The sequence below is a fragment of the Asaia lannensis NBRC 102526 genome (assembly GCF_024054035.1).
Taxonomy (GTDB): Bacteria; Pseudomonadota; Alphaproteobacteria; order Acetobacterales; family Acetobacteraceae; genus Asaia; species Asaia lannensis.
Genome location: NZ_JAMXQU010000003.1, coordinates 23,600 through 44,319 on the forward strand (window position 1 = coordinate 23,600; position 20,720 = coordinate 44,319).

Below are 20,720 nucleotides of genomic sequence, written 5' to 3' on the forward strand. Positions count from 1 at the left end.
GAACGACACGAGATGTCACAGGGCGCAGGCGCGCAACCATGCTGCGACCTGCCCTTCCGGATCGGAAGAGGCAATGAAATCGGAAACGGCTGCTACGCTGTCCGCACCGGCTTCGATGCAAGAGGGTGCCCGCGCGAGCGTAATACCGCCGATAGCGACCAGCGGCATTGAGGGACCGATCAGCTCACGCCATTCGCGCAGCTTCGCGACGCCCTGCGGCCCCCAGATCATTTTTTTGAGCTTCGTTTCCCATATGGGGCCGAGCGCTACGTAATCCGGCTCGACCGAGAGTGCGCGTTCGAGCTCTTCATGCGAGTGGGTCGAAATGCCAAAGGCAACGCGTGCTGCCCTGATCTGATCAAGATCGGCAGTGTCGAGATCTTCCTGCCCAATATGGATGTAATCGATCCCGAGCTCTATCGCGAGCTGCCAGTAATCGTTCAGAACAAGGCGCACGTTATGGCGCGTGGCGGCCTCCTGCCCTTCGATCACCTGGGCACGAAGCGTCTCCGGATCGAGATTTTTGAGTCGCAGCTGGATGAAGCGGGCACCCGCAGCGCCAAGGCGCTCAACCCAACGCGGATGATCGACAACGGGATAGATCGGTGAAGGTAGTCGTGCAGTCATGATCAGAAGCTCGCCTTGCCCAGTGTCGGTGTCGAGGGAACGGCCATATCGCGCTCATCCATGGGATCGGCTGTTTTCGACATCTGCCCGACCTCGCAGGCCAGCCGGAATGCCTCCGCCATGACAACGGGATCGCCTGCTTTCGCAACGGCCGTATTGATAAGAATGGCATCGTACCCAAGCTCGAAGGCCATGACGGCATGAGAGGGACGCCCGATCCCGGCATCGATCACCATGGGAATTTCCGGAAAATGGGCGCGCAGGGCACGCAACCCGAAAGGATTGTTAAGCCCCCTGCCCGATCCTATCGGCGCGCCCCAGGGCATGAGAAGTTCGCAGCCCGCGCGCAGCAGACGCTCCGCCACCACAAGATCTTCCGTCGTGTAGGGAAACACCTTGAAGCCTTCCTCGGTCAGAATACGCGCAGCCTCGACAAGGGCGAACACGTCGGGTTGCAGCAGGTCGCCCTGACCGATCACTTCCAGCTTGATCCAGTCCGTATCGAAAACCTCACGCGCCATCTGCGCGGTCGTCACGGCTTCTCTGACCGTGTGACACCCTGCCGTGTTGGGCAAAACGGGTACATTCAGGCTGCGAACGAGTTCCCAGAACGCCTGACCGGCCTGCAAACCTGCAGATTCACGACGCAGCGATACCGTAACGGCTCCGGGCTGCGCAGCACGCACAGACTCAGCGAGTATCGCCGGACTGTCGTAAAGGGCCGTGCCGAGCATAAGCGGCGATCGGAGCTCCGTTCCATAAGCGCGCATTGCTCAGCCTCCCTGCATCGGCGCAAGGATTTCAAGCCGGCACCCTTCTTCGAGAGCACAGGACCCTCTGGCTGAGCGCGGCACGAACAATCCGTCAATGGCCGTGGCCACCTTTGTATCGCCGTACCCGAGTTCGATCAGCGCATCGGCCAGCATGGTGCTGGTTATGGTTTTCGTCTCGTCATTCACCCGAATCATCATGGTGAGTCTCCTGAAAAGTCAGATCTGAACGGAACCGTCGAAACTCTCTGGGCAAAATGCCCGCCGAACCGACATACGATCACGACGGAAAGCCTGGCACGCAATGTCCTGCCCCAGGATGGGCGGACATGCGTCTGTTCGCTCAGCCCTGTCCGGCAAACACGATATCGGCAACCTCGGCCGCCCGGGCGGGCGAAAGCAGAAATCCGTGGCGGTACATGCCGTTTACGGAAATCCTGTTTCCTTCCCTGTGAACGCGCGGGACGTTATCGGAGTAAGAGGGTCGAATGCCTGCATTCGCCTCTATAATCTCGGCTTCGGCAAAAGCGGGATGAAGCGTGTAAAGCGCGTTGAGCAATTCGCTCATGGCGCGAACGGTGATCTCGCGCCCGTCATCGCTTTCCACCATCGTCGCCCCGGCCATGAAAATCTTGTTGTCGCGCGGCACGATATAAATGGGGATGCGCGGATGAAGCATACGCACAGGGCGATGAAGCGTGACCTCAGGACAACGGACGAGGATCATCTCACCACGAACGCCGCGCAGGCCGGGCTCGGTCTCACGCGCAGCGATACCGGTGCAATCCACGACCCAATCGAACTGACCGTCGATCACCGTTGTATCGAGGCGTATATGACCGCCCAGCATGAGCAGACGCTCTTTCAGGCGCGAAAGGGCAATCCGCGGATCGACATGCCCCTCATCGGCAAAAAACAAGGCCCGGTCGAACCGTCCCGCCAGATCAGGTTCGAGTTCGGCGATACGTGCTGGATCGATAGTCTCGAAATGGCTGGTGCGCCGCCCGAAACGCGCCAGCTCGACCTGATCGCGCGCAGGGGCCACGACAAGACTGCCGTGACGCAACACCGAGGGAACATGGTCCGACCACCAGCTCAGAGACTGAAGCGAGTCTTGCGTCACTTCCTCGGGAGCGGATTCAGCCTCGCACCATGGGGCGAGCATCCCCCCGGCAAACCACGACGCCCCGCTACCGATACGCGGGCCGGCTTCATGTAGGGTCACATGCGCGCCGCGCTCGGCAAGGGTGACAGCGGTTACCAGACCGGCAACGCCTGCGCCCTGAATGAGTATCGTCGGCTCCGGTCCAGCCATCCTACCGCTCCTCGCTGTTTCGGGCGGGAGCCTACTCCACAGTAACCGATTTGGCGAGGTTGCGCGGTTGATCCACATCCGTACCGCGACGCAGCGCCACCTCGTAAGCAAGCATCTGAACCGGAATCGTATAGAGGATCGGCGCGACGAACGGATCGACGCTGGGCAGGATCACCATATGCTCCGCGATACCGCTCAGGCGCTCGGCGCCCTTCTCATCCGTAAACGCCATGATACGCCCACCGCGTGCCTTGGCTTCCTGGATGTTGGAAAGCGTCTTGTCGAACAGGATGGTCGAGGGCGCGATCACGACAATCGGCACATCCTTGTCGATCAGGGAAATCGGCCCATGCTTCATTTCTCCTGCCGCGTAGGCCTCGGCATGGATATAGGAGATTTCCTTGAGCTTGAGCGCCCCTTCGAGCGCCACAGGATAACAGATCCCGCGGCCCAGATAGAGCACATCACGCGCTTCTGCCACCGCAGCCGCCATGGCCTGAATATCGCTGGCCCGCGAGAAAACCTCTGACGCTCTGGATGGCAGGTCGAGCAAATGGGCAAGCAGATCGCCCTCGCGCTTGGCCGACATGGTGCCGCGCGCACGCGCAACAGCAATGGTCAGCACAGCGAGTACGGAAAGCTGGGCTGTGAAAGCCTTGGTGCTGGCAACCGAGATCTCAGGACCGGCCACCATACCGAGCACCACATCGCTCTCACGCCCCATCGTGCTCCCCTCAACGTTGAGAATGGACACGATATACTGCTCACGCTCGCGCAGGCTGCGCAGGGCGGCCAGCGTGTCGGCCGTCTCACCCGACTGGGAAATCATGAGAGCCATGCCAAGCGGGGTGAGCGGCGGATTGCGATAGCGCAGCTCGGATGCCACGTCGATATCGACCGGCAGGCGCGCCTCAGCCTCGAGCCAGTAACGCGCGACCAGACCTGCATAAAAAGCCGAACCGCAGGCCGTAATCACCGCACGCGGGAGGTCGGCCATCTCGAACGGAAAAGCAGGAAGAGCAATTGCACGCGTGACCGGATCGATCATGCGCTGAAGTGTCTGACCGATGACAACCGGATGTTCGTGGAGTTCCTTCTCCATGTAATGGCGATAGCCATCCTTGCCGACCGTCCCGGCGATCAGGGCGATTGTCTGCACAGGGCGCTGCACACGCTGGTTGGCCGCGTCGAAGAACTCGACCTGGTCGGGCTGCAGGACGCACCAGTCACCATCGTCCAGATAAGCGATCTTGCGTGCAAGCGGGGCAAGAGCAAGGCTGTCTGAGCCGAGGAACATTTCCCCCTCGCCAAAACCGACAGCCAGCGGCGCCCCATGACGCGCACCGATCATCAACCCTTCATGACCTGCAAAGATCATGGCAAGCGCATAGGCACCCTGTAACCGGCTCAACGTACGGCTGGCCGCCTCGCGCGGTGACAGACCCTGATCGAGATAGAAATCGACCAGCTGAGCCACACATTCCGTGTCGGTATCCGATGAGAAATGACGGCCGACCGCCATCATCTCGGCCTTCAGCTCCTCATAATTCTCGATAATGCCGTTATGCACGATCGCCACGCGATCGGTCGCGTGAGGATGAGCATTAGCCTCATTCGGCAGACCATGCGTCGCCCAGCGTGTATGACCGATTGCCGTCATGCCTTCGAGAGGCTGCGTATCGAGCACAGCCTGAAGGTTGTCGAGCTTGCCAGCGGCGCGACGGCGCGAGATACGCCCATCGACAAGGCTGGCAATGCCAGCAGAATCATAACCGCGATATTCGAGACGGCGTAGCGCCTCGACAACCAGGGGTGTCGCGTTCCGATGACCGACTACGCCACAGATGCCGCACATCAGCCATTCTCCTTTTTAGCACGCAGCGCGTCAGAAATGGCTTTTCCGCGCGCCGGCTTGTTTATCTGTCTTGATCGGCCCAGCGCCAGAGCGCCGGCCTCCACGTTCTCGGTCACCACACTGCCCGCGGCCAGCAAGGCGCCGTCACCGATCGAGATCGGCGCCACCAGAATTGAATCCGAGCCGACAAACACATCGTTGCCGATATTCGTGCGATGCTTGAAAAAACCGTCGTAATTGCAGGTAATGGTTCCCGCGCCGACATTGGTTCGTGCGCCGATACGCGCATCGCCAAGATAGGATAGATGGTTGGCCTTGGCCCCTTCTCCAAGATCCGTCGCCTTGAGTTCGACGAAATTACCGACATGAGATGCCTTGCCGCATACAGTGCCCGGGCGCAGTCTTGCATAAGGACCGATCAGAGCCTCCTCACCCACGACACAGCCTTCGAGATGGCTGAAAGCGCGTATACGGGCCCCCGTCCTGACCGTAACGCCGGGGCCGAACACGACATTGGGCTCGACCACGACATCGGGCTCGATTACCGTATCGGCACTGAAAAACACGGTTTCGGGCGCCACCAGGGTAACGCCCCCCTCCAGAGCCGCCAGGCGGAGGCGCTTTTGCAGGGCGGCCTCGGCGCAGGCCAGCTCAGCGCGCGAGTTGATCCCGGCCAGCTCCTCTGCCGGGGCTTCAACGTACTGCACGCCTCCCTCCTGCGCGGCAAAAGCCACGACATCGGTCAGGTAGTACTCGCCTTGCGCATTGCTGTTACGCACCTCGCCAAGCCAGCGACGCAGATCTTCCGCGGCAGCACAGAGAACACCTGCATTGCACAGCGTAATTGCGCGCTGGGCTTCGGTGGCATCCTTCCACTCAACGATCTCGCGCACCTGTCCGTTTTCTGTCACGACACGGCCGTAGCGACCCGGATCGGCCGGACGCATCGCAAGAAGGGCAAGCCGTGTATCCGGTTCACGACGCGCCGCAAGAAGAGCGCGCATCGTCTCTGCGGTAATGAGCGGATTGTCAGCGTACAGGATGGCAACATCGCCCTCACCGTACAGCTCTTCAGCCATGCGGGCCGCATGACCCGTCCCCAGACGCTCTTCCTGCACCACACAGGGCCAGGGCAATGCCGCCTTTTCGAGCGCCGCCATATCCGGGCCGACGACAACCACGATTCGGTCGAACACGGTACGCGCGGTCTCGATAAGATGCGCGATCATCGGCCTTCCGCCGAGCGTATGAAGCGCTTTGGGCAAGGCGGAACGCATGCGTGTTCCCAGTCCAGCGGCAAGGATGACGGCAGTCGTCGGTTTGTGATGGCTGACGGGCTGGCCGTCGGAAAAGGAAAGTGATGTCATATCATTACGTGGCGTAGCCAACGCGGCGGAGCTCTGTCAAACACCTGCCCCGTCACTTCGGATTGCTGTTTATTGCAGCTTTGCATCTAACGGGAGAAATCGCGCGTGAGTACCGAAATCGAGACAGCCGTTTTCGACCTGGACGGCACCCTGATCGACAGCCTGCCCGATCTGGCGGAAAGCGGCATCGCCCTGCTGGAAACCTACGGTCTGCCACAGCCGGATGAGGCAGCCATACGCTCCATGATCGGCGACGGCGCCCGCAAACTGGTCGACCGGCTCCTGATTTCCGGGGGTGACAAAGACAGTATCGACCGGGACGAAGCGACGAGACGCTTCCTCGACATCTACGAACCACGGGCGACCGAAAAGACACGCCCCTTTCCCGATGTGGAAGCCACGCTGACGCTGCTACACAAACGCGGAATTTCCTGTGTCATCTGCACCAACAAGCCGCTTAAGGCAGCACAGGCCATAATCGAAAAACTCGGCCTGTCTCCCCTGATCGATGCAATCGGCGGGGGAGACAGCTTCCCCGTGCGCAAGCCCGATCCGGACCATATACGCAAGACAATGCGACTGATCGGTGCGGAGCCGATGCGTGGCATCATGATCGGCGATCATCGCAACGACATACAGGCGGCCTCCGGCGTCCCCATGCCTTCACTGTTCGCCAGCTGGGGCTATGGAGACCGCAGCATGAGCGCTCATGCTAGCGCCATTGCCGGGTCCGTCGCGGAGCTGCCACGTCTGATCTACGATCTCTCACGGCCGCGATAGGAAGCGGAAGCCTGAGAACACACCCCGGCAAGGTCCATCCTGCTGGCGGTAATGTCTTCCTGCTTCAGTGTTCAGCCCGTTTCAGGGCTGAACGACCGGTGTGCGGTCGAGAACGGCCGTCATCTCACCGAGCTTGGGATGCTCGAATTCGACACGCACTGCGGTCAGCCCAACGCCCGGAATATCCTGAAACCAGGCTGAACCGGGATGCGGCGCTTTCATTGCCGCAAGATGCGAGGAGTCCTTGATAAACCCGGCCTCCTGCTGCCCTACAAAATCGCAGCGCAAAGCAGGACCTTTGAATTTCTGTCCGAAGCTGTCGGGCACGTTACCCTTGAAAGGCCCTTGCGAGGTCATTGCGCTCAGGCGAAGACCATCGAAAACCTGCGCCTTGCCGTCACATTTGCCGGTATGACGCACATTTTCCAGAAGGAGCGCCATAGCGCTCAACGTATCCATGGCATGAGACAGATCGGATTGCGGCACTGCCTCGCGATCGCTCTCCTTGGGATCGAGCGTTACGATATGAGGCGCATCGTCTGCATAATGCAGGACGACACTCCTGTGTTTGCCGCGTGAATAGCCGTTGCTCTCATAGTCGAGCGGCTGCACCCAGTCATGGTCGAAACGTCCCTGCGCCATGCTCTGGATGTCCATGCGCAGAAACAGACTCATGAAGCCACCGGCATGCAGCGTCGTGCGTATACCGTAGCCGAGATCGCTCAATGTATAATCAGCCGTCGCATCCACAACATGCAGTCCGTGATTATACACGCGGTAGATCGCGGTGGTCTGCCCGCTATTCGCTGCCGCAGCCGGTTTCGTTCCGTCGCCGATATCCGCAGCCATGGTCTGCGCGGGCAGACCTAGCATCAGGACAACGGTCAGACCGCCACCGACCAGCCCCTTAAACGTCAAGATTGGCGACCTTCTGAGCATTCCCGACGATAAAGTCGCGACGCGGTTCGACCACGTCTCCCATAAGCGTCGAGAATACCTGACCCGCATCTTCCACATCTCCAACCTTGACTTGGAGAAGGATACGCGTGGCAGGGTCGAGCGTTGTATCCCAGAGCTGCTCGTTGTTCATTTCGCCTAGGCCTTTGAAGCGATTGATCGCCAGCCCCTTGCGGCCCTGCTGAAGGACACGGTCGAACACCATCGCCGGCCCCGAAAGATCGACACCCTGCGCATCGAGCGAGAGCTTCGCCGCGCCTTCGAAATAATCGGCGACACGACTGCCCTCACCGGCCAGCCAGCGCGCTTCGGCAGATTTCAGAAGTGCTGCATCCAGCGTGTAGACCTCACCCACGCCACGAACACTGCGTGCCAGACGCAGACCGCCCTCTTCCGTCGGGGCAACCATCCAGCCACGCTCATTGACAGGCGACGCCGCATCCAGACGGGCCTGAAGCACAGGTGCCCGCTCCTGCGCCTCGTCATGCCCCAAAGAAAGCGCCTTGGCGACATAGGCCTGCTCCAGCACCCATACGGGGACTTTACCTGAAAGCGACGTGAGCATTTTGGCGACCTGTCCCATGGCCCTGACCCGCTCCATGAGCGTATCGCCGGTCAGCACTTCGCCGCTGCCTAGCGTCATGCTCGCATTGGCAAGGGCCTTGTCGAGCAGATACTGCTCCAGTGCCGCATCGTCCTTCAGATAACGCTCTTCATTGCCACGCTTGGCGCGATAGAGCGGTGGCTGGGCGATGTAGAGATAACCCTTCTCGATCAACTCCGGCATCTGACGGAAGAAGAAGGTCAGAAGGAGCGTGCGGATATGAGAACCGTCAACGTCGGCGTCCGTCATGATGACGATCTTGTGGTAACGCAGCTTGTCGATGGAGAACCCACCCTGCTCAACCTCGCCGCGCCCGATACCGGTTCCGAGCGCCGTGATAAGCGTACCGACTTCAGCCGACCCGAGCATACGGTCGAAACGTGCGCGTTCGACGTTCAGGATCTTCCCCTTGAGTGGGAGAATGGCCTGAAAACGACGGTCGCGCCCCTGCTTGGCTGTACCACCTGCCGAGTCACCCTCAACGATAAACAGTTCAGCCTTGCTCGCGTCGCGTTCCTGACAATCCGCCAGCTTGCCGGGCAGAGAGGATACGTCCAGCACGCCCTTGCGTCGCGTCAGCTCGCGTGCACGGCGTGCAGCATCGCGCGCAGCGGCGGCCTCGTTCACCTTGGCGATCACGGCCTTGGCTTCGCGGGGATGGGTCTCGAACCAGTGCCCGATCGCATCGGCCGCCGTGACATGCACAACGGGCTGCACCTCGGAAGAGACCAGTTTGTCCTTGGTCTGGGACGAGAACTTGGGGTCGGGCACCTTGACCGAGAGAACAGCCGTCATGCCTTCACGCATGTCCTCACCTGTCAGTGAGGCGGAATTCTTCGAAGAACCCGTATCGGCATATTTACCCACAACGCGTGTTAGAGCCTGCCTGAAGCCGGCCAGATGCGTACCGCCATCGCGCTGGGGAATATTATTGGTGAAACACAGCATCGTCTCATGAAAGCTGTCATTCCAGGTCAGCGCGAACTCAACCTTGATGCCGCTTTCTTCATGATCGATGGAGCCCACGATAGGCGGTGTCACGATCGAGGTCTTGCTCGCGTCGAGATAATCCACGAACGCACTCAGACCGCCCTCATAGCAGAACACCACTTCCTTCTTCTCGGCATGGCGTTCATCGCGCAGGATGATTTCCAGTCCGGAATTGAGGAATGCCAGCTCACGCATACGGCGCTCGAGAATGACGAACTCGAAATCGACCTTGGTGAATGTCTGCTTGCTCGGCTTGAACGTAACGAGCGTACCGCGCGGTTCATCGCTCGGCCCTACGACCACAAGCGCTTCATCGCGCTCGCCATGCTGAAAGCGGATGAAGTGCTCAAGTCCATTACGCCAGATACGGACTTCCATCCATTCCGAAAGCGCATTGACAACGGCAGCGCCCACGCCATGCAGACCGCCGGAGACCTTGTAGGAATTCTGATTGAACTTGCCGCCGGCGTGAAGCTTGGTCAGCACGACCTCGGCCGCACTCACCCCTTCTTCCTCATGCATGTCGGTCGGGATGCCGCGGCCGTTATCGCGTACGCTGATCGAGCCGTCACCATTCATGGTAAGCACGCATTGCGTCGCATGACCGGCCTGCGCTTCATCCACGGCATTGTCGATGATCTCAAACACCATGTGATGAAGGCCCGAGCCGTCATCCGTGTCGCCAATATACATGCCGGGGCGTTTGCGTACCGCATCGAGCCCCTTGAGAACCGAGATGGAAGAGGCGCCATAATCGGCTTCGTCATCGAGGTTCTCAGGCAACTCGGTCGGACGGATCTGTTCGGACATGCTGGCGTGACGCTCCTACTCGCAACAAGCGATCAATATAACGCCTCTGCCCGGTCACCGCTAGGGCAATAGGTCACGGGCGCATCCATGCCCAGCCCGCTGCCACCGCGTACGCAAGGCAGCCCGGTTTGCGTCAACGCGGTTTATGGCAACCCTGGGCGCTCTTGGCGCTTCTCATTACGTGTCGGGGCCCCGGCACGTTCTGCATTCATGCTGACAGGAGACGCTTCCATGACCGATACCGCAGACAAAGCCCCTAGGACACCGCCCGCCAATGCCGAAGGCACGAGCCGTCGCGGCATGATGCAGGGGGCGACGCTCGGTCTTGCGGGAATGGTCGCCGCATCGGGACGCGCACAGGCTCAGACACAGGACAAGGGCGCGGCTCCCCTGTCCGATCCTCAGAAACTCTACCCCCACGCCCCTTTCGCATCCCAGCCACAGGAATGGCCCGGCCTGCAGTCACGCATGCATCCCCGGCCCGATTGCGGCGAAACGAGCTACAAGGGATCGGGGCGTATGTCAGGGCGTCATGTTCTGATCACAGGTGGCGATTCAGGGCTGGGGCGCGCCGTCGCCATTGCCTATGCTCGTGAAGGCGCAGATGTTGCGATCAACTACCTCCCGCAGGAGGAAGAGGACGCGAAGGAGGTTATCGCCCTTATCCGCAAGGCGGGACGAAAGGCGGTCGCCCTGCCCGGCGATATCCGGACCGAAGCCTTCTGCCAGAAGCTCGTATCGGACGCAGTCGCACAGCTGGGCGGTCTCGATACGCTGGTCAACTGTGCCGGTCGCCAGCATTACCATGAGAGCATTCTCGATCTGAGCACAGATGAGTTCGACTGGACGCTCAAGACCAATCTCTACGCCCTGTTCTGGATCATCAAGGCCGCTATCCCGCACATGCCGCCAGGTAGCGCCATCGTGAATACGGCCTCCTCAAACGCCTATAACCCGTCGGAAATCATCGTCGATTACAGTCTCACCAAGGCCGGGATCGCCAACCTGACGAAATCCCTTGCCAAGCAGCTTCTGCCCAAGGGAATACGCGTGAACGCCGTAGCACCGGGGCCATTCTGGACGCCGCTTCAGGTCTGTGGTGGTCAGCCAATGTCGGCGGTGGAGAAATTCGGCACGACGGTTCCGATGAACCGCCCCGGACAACCGGTCGAAATCGCGCCTGTCTATGTCACTCTTGCATCGACCGAAGCGAGTTACATCACAGGGCAGATCTACGGCATTACCGGCGGAACAGGCATGCCCGGGTAAGCACATCCGCAACTGCTCCCCAGTCCTACCGGCCGTTAACAAATCTGACAGAAACAGGAAAAACGAAAAAAGGGTGCGCGGCCCTATGGCAGCGCACCCTTTTTCATGAACTGGCGGCAGGGCCGTTCGAGACCCTGCCGCCCTGCTTGAGCAGAGGTCGGATCAGTCAGTGTCACCCTGCTTGCCGTTGATCAAAAGCCCCTTGTCGTTGGCGGAAACGTGAACCGTATCGCCATCGAAAATCGTGCCGTCGAGCAACATGCCAGCCAGCGTATTCTGCAGGCTGCGCTGGATCACGCGTTTGAGCGGACGCGCACCGTAGACCGGATCGTAACCCGCCTCGGCGAGCCAGTCATCTGCTGCCTTATCCAGATCGAGCGTGACATTACGTTCTGCCAGAAGATCGCGCAGACGCTTGAGCTGGATCGCCACGATACGGTTCATGTCGGCACGCTGGAGACGCGAGAACAGAACGATCTCATCCAGACGGTTGAGGAACTCAGGGCGGAAATGCGCCCGGACAACCGCCATCACCTGAGCATGTACCTGCTCTGTGCTTTCGCCATCCGGCTGGTTGGCCAGAACTTCCGAACCGAGATTGGACGTCAGGATAATGATCGTGTTGCGGAAATCCACCACACGTCCCTGACCGTCTGTCAGTCGGCCGTCATCGAGCACCTGAAGCAGGATGTTGAACACATCCTCATGCGCCTTTTCGACTTCGTCGAACAGGATCACCTGATAGGGCCTGCGACGCACGGCCTCGGTCAGCACACCGCCTTCCTCGTAACCGACATAGCCCGGAGGCGCGCCGATAAGACGGGCAACCGCGTGTTTCTCCATGAACTCGCTCATGTCGATACGCAGCATGGCACGGTCGTCATCGAACAGGAACTGAGCCAGCGCCTTGGCAAGCTCGGTCTTGCCCACACCGGTCGGGCCGAGGAACAGGAACGAACCGATAGGGCGATTGGGATCCTGCAACCCGGCGCGCGCACGTCGTACGGCGTTCGACACGGCCTTGAGTGCGGGCTCCTGACCGACCACGCGCTCGCGCAACTCGTCTTCCATCCGCATGAGCTTGGCGCGCTCACCTTCGAGCATGCGATCGACCGGCACACCGGTCCAGCGCGACACGACGGAAGCAATGCCCTGATCGGTCACGGCCTCGCTGAACAGGCCTGCCTGAGCGGCGTCCTGCTGCTCGACCTGCTGAGCCGTCTCGATCTGCTGCTCCAGCCCCGGGATCGTCGCATACATAAGCTCGGAAGCCTTGCCCAAATCGCCTTTACGCTGAGCGATCTCGATTTCCGAACGTGCCTGGTCCAGCTGCTCCTTGAGCTTCTGCACCGCATTGACGCGATCCTTTTCCGCATGCCAGGCAGCACTCATCATGTCCGACTGCTCCTGCAGGCTGGCCAGTTCGGCTTCAAGCTTCTCCAGACGCTCGCGGCTGGCACTGTCGTCTTCCTTGCGGATTGCTTCGCGCTCGATGCGGAGCTGGATGATACGGCGGTCGAGCTCGTCCAGTGCTTCAGGCTTGCTGTCGATCTGCATACGCAGGCGGCTCGCCGCCTCGTCCACCAGATCGATCGCCTTGTCAGGCAGGAAACGGTCGGTGATGTAGCGGTTGGAGAGCGTCGCTGCGGCAACCAGAGCACCGTCGGTGATGCGCACACCGTGATGCAGCTCGTATTTCTCCTTGATCCCGCGCAGGATCGAGATCGTATCGACCACTGAGGGCTCACCCACGAATACGGGCTGGAAACGACGGGCGAGTGCCGCGTCCTTTTCAATATATTTGCGGTACTCATCGAGCGTGGTGGCACCGATACAGTGCAGCACGCCGCGCGCCAGTTCGGGCTTGATCAGATTGGAGGCATCCATTGCGCCGTCCGAACGTCCTGCCCCGACGAGCGTATGCATCTCGTCGATGAACAGGATGACCTGCCCTTCTGCGCTCTCGATTTCCTTCAGAACCGCCTTGAGGCGCTCTTCGAACTCACCACGATATTTCGCGCCGGCCACAAGCGCGCCCATGTCGAGCGAAAGCAGCTTCTTGTTGCGCAGCGCCTCGGGGACATCGCCATTGACGATACGCAGCGCAAGCCCTTCGACAATTGCCGTCTTGCCCACACCGGGCTCACCGATCAGAACCGGATTGTTCTTGGTACGACGCGCAAGGACCTGGATCGTACGACGGATTTCCTCGTCACGACCGATCACCGGATCGAGCTTGCCGGAAAGGGCCACTGCCGTCACATCGCGCGCATATTTCTTGAGCGCGTCAAAGCCAGCCTCTGCGTTGGCGCTATCGACAACACGGCCCTTGCGCAGATCCGCTACGGCCCGTTCGAGTGCTTTGGCATCGGCCTTGCCTTCGGTCAGTGCCTGACCTGCGCCACTCTTGCTTGCAGCAAGGGCAACCAGAAGCCGGTCCTGAGCAACGAAGCTGTCGCCTGCACGCTGGGCATCCTGGTCTGCACTATCGAGAACACGCACCAGATCGGGCGTTGCCTGCGGCTGGCCTGCGCCACCGCCCTGTACTTTGGGAATGCGTGCAAGGGCTGCATCGTTGGCCTTGCGTACAACGTCTGGATTGCCACCGGCAGCACGGATGAGGCCTGAAGCAGCCCCCTCGGGATCGTCGAGCAGCGCCTTGAGCAGATGCTCCGGCGTCAGTTGCTGGTGATAGTCGCGCAGTGCAATCGTCGATGCAGCCTGAAGAAAACCGCGGCTACGTTCGGTGAATTTCTCAATATTCATAATTCAGTCATGCTCCTATGCCCCGACAAGGCGGCCAGTTGCGCCGGCGATAACCCCGATACGGCAGTTTTCGCCTCGCCTTACTTGTACATAGGTACCCACCGGTCTTTGCCAAGACCGGAGGTTGACTAAATTGCAGTTTGTTTCAGCTGCCCGGTATTCCCATACGGGTTTGCGGGCAGCAGGCCGCGTTCAGGCGGTTGCTGGAATACGTCCGTTCTTTTTCTCGAATTCATCAAGGGAGAAAGCCCGCCCGAAGATTTCGATCTGATCTGTCTGCAGATAGACCTGTGTGCCGGGAATAGTGATACGCACAAAGCGCCCCAGCACACCTTCTTCGCTACGCCATGTGAACGGCGTGCCATCGAGACCGCCGAATATGGGCCCATTCTGCCTGTCGATGATTTTAGTCCAGAAGAAACGGTCATGAGAAACGTCGACAACAAAACTCGACAGACGCTCCAGGGCTCCATCGAGACGATTGAAAATCATGATCTCATGGATATGGCTCAACGCCCCCAGGTCGACCATCCACCAGGGATTGTCCTCAAGAGCTGTATGATGCTGAGGACGCCCGGACAGATGCCCCGACACGGCGCGACAGGCATCGTCGTCACGTGAGCCCTCATGAACCGTCGAGATCTGCGTGGCGCGCTTGCCCGCAGAGAGAATCGGCCAGCGGGAGCCCGGGACAAGGGTGGAATCCCAGCTTTTGCGGATCAGCGTATTCCAGTAATTGCTGAGATAGCGGTCTTCGACGGCGTTCGTATCGGCATGATAGGCTGCACGCTCTTCGGCCGTTTTATGGGCCCAGTGACTCTGGGCAGCAAAATCACCCTCGCACCCACGCGCCTGACGACGGGCAAAATCCTGTTCCGAGCGGATATTGAAATGAGCGATATACCCTGCCTTGACGAGCCTTTCCCGACGATCTTCAGCGTTCAGAAACGCCCAGGCGTGATCGGGGAAATTCTCGTAATACCCCTCCATCGATTCACCGAGCATGTTACAGGCCCTGAGCGGCACGCCCAGTCCGAACAGGTCGTGCTGAATAGCGATGTGCGGGTTTTCGGATGACGCACGATAGGAAACGGCACCGGCTTTCGCCAGGATCTTGGTGAACGGCGATGCGCCGCTTTCACGGAACCGGTAGTTACGCAGCACGCCGTTCGAAGGGCGTTCATGATGCCCGCCATGCCCATAACCGCACCAGTTGAGATAGATCGCGTCGTGATCGGCGCCGAAGCGGGCACTGACGCTACGGATATCGTTGCTGCCAGGAAGGCAGACATACTCATCCAGATCGAGGAACATCAACCAGCGTGTTTCATGCACGTAATGGCGCAGGAAATGACGGTACATCTGAAGCTGCTGACCGACATAACGGTAGTGATGGAACGTCACGAAAGGCTTGTCGCCCTGCAGGAAGGGCATCACCGCTTCATAAAGCGCTGAAGGATCGTCATCGTTGCAGTAGAGGTAGACGTGATCGAAACCGATGGAACGATGATAGGTCAGCCACTCGGCAACGCTGTCGGCCTCCCATCGGGCACAAGCCACAAGCACATGCTGATAGAGCGGTTTTGGCCATAAACCCTTGTTGCGCGCAACGGCAACGGGCAACTTACCGAACCCCTGCAAATCGGCAGAGACGCTCTTTGATGTTCTCGACGGCGCCATGTCTGTTCTTGTCTTCCTGCTTAGAATGTCCAGCCGCTCTGCACGCGGCGCACGCCCCTCATAAGGTCGTCACTCCCTGAACCATAGTGAATTCTTGTGACACGCCGTCGGAAAGGCTCGCCCATGAATTTGCCCGCGCAGCAGCTGCAAGCGGCTCAGGGCACCCTGCCGAACCGGGAAGCGGCACGATGACGAAACATTGCCTCAGCGCCTGAGTGGAGATGGCGCGCAACTCATACCGCTGCGAAGCGTGTTGACCGGGTGATCTCGATAATCGGCCGATGACCGGCCACGAACGGAACCCGACCAATGACCGATCTGCTCTCCCCTATGCTCCTCCCTGAAACAAGCTGGGTGCGTCGCTCCGCACATCGTCTTTGGCTGGCTGCCGAGGGGCGTCGCCTGCTTCGTTTTGCCATGGCTTCGCGTATGGAGGGCGGATTCGGAGCACTCGGACGCGACGGTCGCCTGCCTGAAGGGGCGGAGCCGGATGGTATCCTCACAGCACGCATGGTTCACACGTTCTCCATGGCGGCGCTTCAGGGCATTCCAGGCTGCCTGCCTCTGGTGCGTCATGGTGTCAAAGCCCTGCTTGGCCCCCTTCACGACAAGGAGCATGGCGGCTGGTACGAATCCCCCTCGGCACGCGATCATCGCAAACAGGCATATCTGCACGCCTTCGTCGCCCTTGCCGGCTCTTCAGCCACACTGCTTGGCGTCGAGGGCGGTGAAAAACTGCTTTCTCTCGCCACCGACGTTCTGGAGACCCGTTACTGGTCCGAGGACGAAGGCGTCATGTGCGAGAGCTTTGCGGCAGACTGGAGCGACGAAGAAAATTACCGGGGCGCGAACGCGAACATGCATTCGACCGAAGCCTGTCTCGCCCTCGCCGATATTACCGGAGACGAGAAATGGCTCGATCGTGCCCATCGTATCGTCCATCGCTTCGTCCACGAGATTGCAGGCAATCACGACTACTGCATGCCTGAGCATTTCGATCGTGCCTGGACGCTCATGCGCGACTACAACAAGGACAAGCCCACCGATCCGCTGCGCCCCTATGGCATGACGCCCGGCCATTTTGCGGAATGGGCCCATCTTACCCTCAAGGTCGAGGCCGCTCTTCTACGCCGCGAAGGCGTTGCACCTGGGTGGATGCTCCACGACGCACGCGCCCTGCTCGACTCAGCCCTGCGCTATGGCTGGGCGCCCGATGGCGAACCGGGCATGATCTATACGATCGACTGGGACCACAAACCGGTTGTCACGGTACGCGCGCACTGGGTGCAGGCAGAAACCGTGACCGCAGCCGTCAACCTGCTCAAGCGCACCGGCAGCCCGGCCTACGAAACCTGGTATCGAAAGGTCTGGGACTACATCGCCAGCACGCTGATCGATCATGAACATGGCGGATGGCGTAACGAGGTCGATGCAACGGGCAGGATTTCGGGTGAGGTCTACCCGGACAAGGCTGATCTCTATCATGCCTTCCAGGCAACCGTAGCGCCGATCCTGCCTCTGTCCCCCTGCCTGACGCTGGCTTTGAGAGAGTCCGATATCGTCTGATTTGCATCGCCATCCTGTCGACAGGCGCTGAAATACTCACTGCCTGCCGACAGCTCGATCCACAATGCCTGTGCAGGGAAAGACGATGCGACAGACGGAAAGCAGAGGGACTGAGAAGAGTTTACTCTCTTACGCTGTCACTCCGTTCCACCGGGTGTGTCGATATGGTCGTAGCCGGACGAGCCCGGGGGGGCGCCGCGCGGAATGGGCGGCTCATCCGAGATATGGATCGCCTGCAAACGGTCCGGGCCAAGTCGTTTGGCAACGACAAGCTTGCCGTAAGCCGTCTGGTAACCATAGCCCTCAGCATAAAGCGGGGCATTCAGCTTGAGAAACTGCGTACGCGCCCCTGCGGCAGGTACGCGTATCACCGTTCCATCGGTGAGAATGGCCCCATTGAGAGCGCCATCTCCATCGTGAAGCAGTCGGGCGATTTTGCCCTCTGCACTCGCCGGGGGAGCTGCTGTGACCAGTTCGGGCAACGGAGACGCGCAGAGGTCCTGCTTGCCGCTCAGCGCAAACGCACGCACGAGATGCAACGAGGGTGCAGCGAGCCCCTTGACTACCAGCGTGGCCCCAGCGCGCAGATGATGATCCTGTGCCGCAAGACCGGGTGGCATTTCAACCTCGGTCCCATCGGTCAGCAACGCGCCAACGGCATCGCCCTGGGTTCCGGGCAAAAGGCGCTCGACCTTGCCAGAAAAACGCGGCAACGAAGTGAGGTCGAACACGCAGCCCGATCTCGTCGAGAGATCTGCCTCTGCCTGAACCTGTCCTGCCGTCGCTCTGACAGGTGCAGACCCTGAAGGCGCAGCATTCCCGCTGCCAATACCCATGGCTCCGGCCAGCAGCGCCATACCTGCCAGCTTCAGGGTCATCTGCCGTGCTGCACTCATTCTCGCCTCCATGCCAACTTCTCTGTATCGGCCCTGTTTCTCGATGCGGCCCGCGCTGAACGGACTCAGCACTGTTTGCGGGTCAATCAGAGGATAAAAGAGCGAGCCACCAGCCTGCGAAGCGCACGCGGATGGCTTGCGATCGTTATCAGTGACGGAAGTGACGCATGCCGGTGAAGACCATGGCAATCCCTGCTGCATCGGCCGCATCGATGACTTCCTGGTCGCGTATGGAGCCGCCCGGCTGGATCACCGCCACCGCGCCGGCGGCAATCACGCTTTCCAGCCCGTCGGCAAACGGGAAGAAGGCGTCGGATGCTGCGACAGACCCCTTGGTCAGAGCCTCGTTCTCACCGGCCACTTCGGCTGCGTCGAGGCTCTTTCGTGCCGCGATACGCGCTGAATCGACGCGCGACATCTGACCGGCGCCAATGCCGACTGTCGCCCCTGCCTTGGCATAAATCACGGCATTGGACTTCACATGCTTGGCGACGCGGAAGGCAAAGAGAAGATCGGCCATTTCGGCGGCTGTAGGGGCGCGCTTGGTGACCACGCGGCATTCTGCCTCGCTCACCTGACCGGCATCGCGGCTCTGCGCGAGAAAACCGCCAGCCACCGATTTGAACGTCATGCCCTCGGCCGTTGCAGACGGGACACCCCCCGTCAGCAACAGGCGCAGGTTTTTCTTGCGGCTCAGAACTGCGCGTGCCCCTTCCGTCGCATCGGGCGCCACAATCACCTCGGTGAAGATCGTCGCGATCTGCTCCGCCGTTGCCTCGTCCAGCGTGCGATTGAGCGCCACAATACCGCCGAATGCCGAAACCGGATCGCATTTCAACGCAGCAGCCCATGCAGCCTCAAGCGTATCGGCGCTGGCAACACCACAGGGATTGGCGTGCTTGACGATCACAACCGACGGCGCGTCGAACTCGGCCACAGCCTCAAAAGCCGCATCCGTGTCGTTGAGGTTATTGTAGCTGAGTGCCTTGCCCTGGATCTGCGTTGCCGTCGCAATACCGAAACGCTTCTCGCCGGTGACGTAGAACGCAGCCTTCTGATGGGGATTCTCCCCGTAGCGCAGCGATTCACGGCGGGTTCCGGCTACGGTCATCGTCTCAGGCAGCACGTCGCCGCGCTGCTCGGCAAACCAGCGCGCGATCATCGCATCGTACGCTGCGGTATGGGCATAGGCCGCACCGGCCCAATGCTGACGCTCGGCAAGCGTCGAGCCACCTGCATCAAGCGAGGCAATCAGAGCCTCATATTGTGCGGACTCTGTCAGTATCACGACGTGATCGTGGTTTTTGGCCGCCGCACGGATCATTGCCGGCCCACCGATATCGATGTTCTCAATGCAGTCTTCAGGACCCGCACCCGAGGCAACCGTTGCTGCAAAGGGGTAGAGATTGACGCAAACCAGATCGATCGGCGCAATACCGTGCTCGTCCATCTGGGCCTTGTGAGAGGCCAGATCGCGACGACCGAGAATGCCGCCATGGATCTGCGGAACGAGGGTCTTCACGCGACCGTCCAGAATTTCGGGGAAACCGGTATGATCGGACACATCGGTGACCGGCAGCCCGGCATCGCGCAGGGCCTTGGCAGAGCCTCCGGTCGAGAGCAGCTGTGCCCCGTGGGCCACGAGCGCCTTGCCCAGGTCGATCAGACCCGCCTTGTCGGAAACTGAAAGAAGGGCCCGACGAATGGGCTGGCGATCGGCAGAGGTCATGACTGGCTCCGGAATGGCAGATTTCTGAGCTGCTCATAGGCCGACAAGGCTTTTTAGGCAATGAACGCCATATGATGCTTCGGCAATGATCGTCCGCGATGGGAACCCGTCGCGGATTGCAGGAAAGCGGGCCTGTTATTCTGCACAAGACACAGATAGCTCATGTATCCCAGCCCTCCGAGGCAGAAGAGCAAAAGCAGGTACTCGCGAAAGCTGCCTGTCTTGGCGTGCGGCCACAACGCCAAGCGGCCACGTGCCAGGGGGTAAAGCGCCCAGCATCCGCCAGTCATGAGGTCAGCCACGATATGACTGACATAACCGACGAGAAACCCGCCGAAGGGAGAATACAAGCCTGCTGCGCCCAGCCATCCGATCAGCGCCAGCGCAAGCACCCCCGGCACAGCCAGCGAGTGGGTGACGGTTCTGTGGCCCACCAGACGGGACAGAGGGCGAGAGAGCCAGGGGACCCGACAGCCCAGCATCGAGCGTTCGGTATCGAGATCGGGCGCAAGACTGCCGAGTGCCGCGCTCATGAGGGTGGCCAGCGAGAATGGCACCCATCCTGCGGCAGACGCAGTAGCAGCACTCGCAACACCCAGAACGATATGAGAACGTCCGATCATAGCGCCTTATGACACCACTGAGACTCTTGCGTCCAGTATTCTGATTCTAAACGATACTCATTTATTTCTGATACTCATCTCCCGCCGTCAAAATGCAGACAGGAAGATGCCTTGGC

16 protein-coding genes are annotated in these 20,720 nt (G+C 60.2%); 3 read left to right on the plus strand and 13 right to left on the minus strand.

All coding sequences use genetic code 11. The features are described 5' to 3' along the window. Positions 1–15: 15 nt before the first annotated feature. From thiE to glmU, 6 genes are all read right to left on the minus strand, one after another. Complete coding sequence (thiE, locus tag NF685_RS05005; protein ID WP_252848850.1) at positions 16–627, minus strand: thiamine phosphate synthase; 612 nt, start codon at positions 625–627, stop codon at positions 16–18. A gap of 2 nt (positions 628–629) precedes the next feature. Further along, complete coding sequence (locus NF685_RS05010; protein WP_252848851.1) at positions 630–1,397, minus strand: thiazole synthase; 768 nt, start codon at positions 1,395–1,397, stop codon at positions 630–632. A 3-nt stretch (positions 1,398–1,400) separates the two neighbouring features. Next, positions 1,401–1,598, minus strand: coding sequence for a sulfur carrier protein ThiS (gene thiS, locus NF685_RS05015; RefSeq protein WP_252848852.1), 198 nt, complete (start codon positions 1,596–1,598; stop codon positions 1,401–1,403). Positions 1,599–1,740: 142 nt separating this feature from the next. Continuing rightward, a complete protein-coding gene (thiO, locus tag NF685_RS05020) occupies positions 1,741–2,712 on the minus strand; it encodes a glycine oxidase ThiO (RefSeq protein WP_252848853.1) in 972 nt (323 codons plus the stop codon). A 31-nt stretch (positions 2,713–2,743) separates the two neighbouring features. Then, positions 2,744–4,567 (minus strand): glutamine--fructose-6-phosphate transaminase (isomerizing), encoded by a 1,824-nt coding sequence (glmS, locus tag NF685_RS05025; protein ID WP_222547321.1) that lies wholly within the window; start codon positions 4,565–4,567, stop codon positions 2,744–2,746. Beyond that, on the minus strand, positions 4,567–5,934 hold the full coding sequence (gene glmU / locus NF685_RS05030; RefSeq protein ID WP_252848854.1) for a bifunctional UDP-N-acetylglucosamine diphosphorylase/glucosamine-1-phosphate N-acetyltransferase GlmU: 1,368 nt from the start codon (positions 5,932–5,934) through the stop codon (positions 4,567–4,569). The genes glmS and glmU overlap by 1 nt, the downstream gene beginning before the upstream one ends. 105 nt (positions 5,935–6,039) lie before the next feature. On the opposite strand from glmU, the gene NF685_RS05035 reads away from it, so the two are divergent. Then, positions 6,040–6,714, plus strand: coding sequence for an HAD family hydrolase (locus tag NF685_RS05035; protein ID WP_252848855.1), 675 nt, complete (start codon positions 6,040–6,042; stop codon positions 6,712–6,714). A gap of 81 nt (positions 6,715–6,795) precedes the next feature. Here NF685_RS05035 and NF685_RS05040 read toward each other — a convergent pair whose 3' ends face one another. Next, on the minus strand, positions 6,796–7,632 hold the full coding sequence (locus tag NF685_RS05040) for a DUF3108 domain-containing protein (protein ID WP_252848856.1): 837 nt from the start codon (positions 7,630–7,632) through the stop codon (positions 6,796–6,798). Continuing rightward, entirely contained in the window at positions 7,622–10,075 is a 2,454-nt protein-coding gene (gyrB, locus tag NF685_RS05045) for a DNA topoisomerase (ATP-hydrolyzing) subunit B (protein ID WP_252848857.1), read from the minus strand. The genes NF685_RS05040 and gyrB overlap by 11 nt, the downstream gene beginning before the upstream one ends. A 231-nt stretch (positions 10,076–10,306) precedes the next feature. On the opposite strand from gyrB, the gene NF685_RS05050 reads away from it, so the two are divergent. Next, positions 10,307–11,344, plus strand: coding sequence for an SDR family oxidoreductase (locus NF685_RS05050; protein ID WP_373317812.1), 1,038 nt, complete (start codon positions 10,307–10,309; stop codon positions 11,342–11,344). A 162-nt stretch (positions 11,345–11,506) separates the two neighbouring features. Here NF685_RS05050 and clpB read toward each other — a convergent pair whose 3' ends face one another. Together clpB and NF685_RS05060 are read right to left on the minus strand one after the other, a co-directional pair. After that, positions 11,507–14,110, minus strand: a complete 2,604-nt coding sequence (gene clpB / locus NF685_RS05055; protein ID WP_252848858.1) for an ATP-dependent chaperone ClpB — start codon at positions 14,108–14,110, stop codon at positions 11,507–11,509. Positions 14,111–14,302: 192 nt separating this feature from the next. Further along, positions 14,303–15,790, minus strand: coding sequence for a glycosyltransferase family 2 protein (locus tag NF685_RS05060; RefSeq protein ID WP_252848859.1), 1,488 nt, complete (start codon positions 15,788–15,790; stop codon positions 14,303–14,305). Positions 15,791–16,099: 309 nt separating this feature from the next. Here NF685_RS05060 and NF685_RS05065 point away from each other — a divergent pair, with 309 nt between their 5' ends. After that, the gene (locus NF685_RS05065) at positions 16,100–17,356 is read left to right on the plus strand and encodes an AGE family epimerase/isomerase (protein ID WP_252848860.1); all 1,257 of its coding nucleotides are present in this window, start codon (positions 16,100–16,102) and stop codon (positions 17,354–17,356) included. 137 nt (positions 17,357–17,493) lie between these two features. On the opposite strand, the gene NF685_RS05070 is transcribed toward NF685_RS05065, so the two are convergent. From NF685_RS05070 to NF685_RS05080, 3 genes are all read right to left on the minus strand, one after another. Beyond that, complete coding sequence (locus NF685_RS05070; protein ID WP_252848861.1) at positions 17,494–18,252, minus strand: hypothetical protein; 759 nt, start codon at positions 18,250–18,252, stop codon at positions 17,494–17,496. A 148-nt stretch (positions 18,253–18,400) separates the two neighbouring features. Next, positions 18,401–19,981 carry a bifunctional phosphoribosylaminoimidazolecarboxamide formyltransferase/IMP cyclohydrolase gene (purH, locus tag NF685_RS05075; RefSeq protein ID WP_252848862.1) on the minus strand — a complete coding sequence of 527 codons (1,581 nt, stop codon included), beginning with the start codon at positions 19,979–19,981 and terminating at the stop codon, positions 18,401–18,403. Positions 19,982–20,034: 53 nt separating this feature from the next. Then, complete coding sequence (locus NF685_RS05080) at positions 20,035–20,604, minus strand: metal-dependent hydrolase (protein WP_252848863.1); 570 nt, start codon at positions 20,602–20,604, stop codon at positions 20,035–20,037. Positions 20,605–20,720 lie beyond the last annotated feature (116 nt).

What these genes read in the sequence shown, in the direction of transcription:
- thiO (WP_252848853.1), bottom strand. Translation starts at nt 2,712, where the DNA reads ATGGCTGGACCGGAGCCGACGATACTCATTCAGGGCGCAGGCGTTGCC.
- NF685_RS05050 (WP_373317812.1), top strand. Translation starts at nt 10,307, where the DNA reads ATGACCGATACCGCAGACAAAGCCCCTAGGACACCGCCCGCCAATGCC.
- clpB (WP_252848858.1), bottom strand. Translation starts at nt 14,110, where the DNA reads ATGAATATTGAGAAATTCACCGAACGTAGCCGCGGTTTTCTTCAGGCT.
- NF685_RS05080 (WP_252848863.1), bottom strand. Translation starts at nt 20,604, where the DNA reads ATGATCGGACGTTCTCATATCGTTCTGGGTGTTGCGAGTGCTGCTACT.
- NF685_RS05065 (WP_252848860.1), top strand. Translation starts at nt 16,100, where the DNA reads ATGACCGATCTGCTCTCCCCTATGCTCCTCCCTGAAACAAGCTGGGTG.
- NF685_RS05060 (WP_252848859.1), bottom strand. Translation starts at nt 15,790, where the DNA reads ATGGCGCCGTCGAGAACATCAAAGAGCGTCTCTGCCGATTTGCAGGGG.
- NF685_RS05010 (WP_252848851.1), bottom strand. Translation starts at nt 1,397, where the DNA reads ATGCGCGCTTATGGAACGGAGCTCCGATCGCCGCTTATGCTCGGCACG.
- thiE (WP_252848850.1), bottom strand. Translation starts at nt 627, where the DNA reads ATGACTGCACGACTACCTTCACCGATCTATCCCGTTGTCGATCATCCG.
- glmS (WP_222547321.1), bottom strand. Translation starts at nt 4,567, where the DNA reads ATGTGCGGCATCTGTGGCGTAGTCGGTCATCGGAACGCGACACCCCTG.
- glmU (WP_252848854.1), bottom strand. Translation starts at nt 5,934, where the DNA reads ATGACATCACTTTCCTTTTCCGACGGCCAGCCCGTCAGCCATCACAAA.
- gyrB (WP_252848857.1), bottom strand. Translation starts at nt 10,075, where the DNA reads ATGTCCGAACAGATCCGTCCGACCGAGTTGCCTGAGAACCTCGATGAC.
- NF685_RS05070 (WP_252848861.1), bottom strand. Translation starts at nt 18,252, where the DNA reads ATGAGTGCAGCACGGCAGATGACCCTGAAGCTGGCAGGTATGGCGCTG.
- purH (WP_252848862.1), bottom strand. Translation starts at nt 19,981, where the DNA reads ATGACCTCTGCCGATCGCCAGCCCATTCGTCGGGCCCTTCTTTCAGTT.
- thiS (WP_252848852.1), bottom strand. Translation starts at nt 1,598, where the DNA reads ATGATGATTCGGGTGAATGACGAGACGAAAACCATAACCAGCACCATG.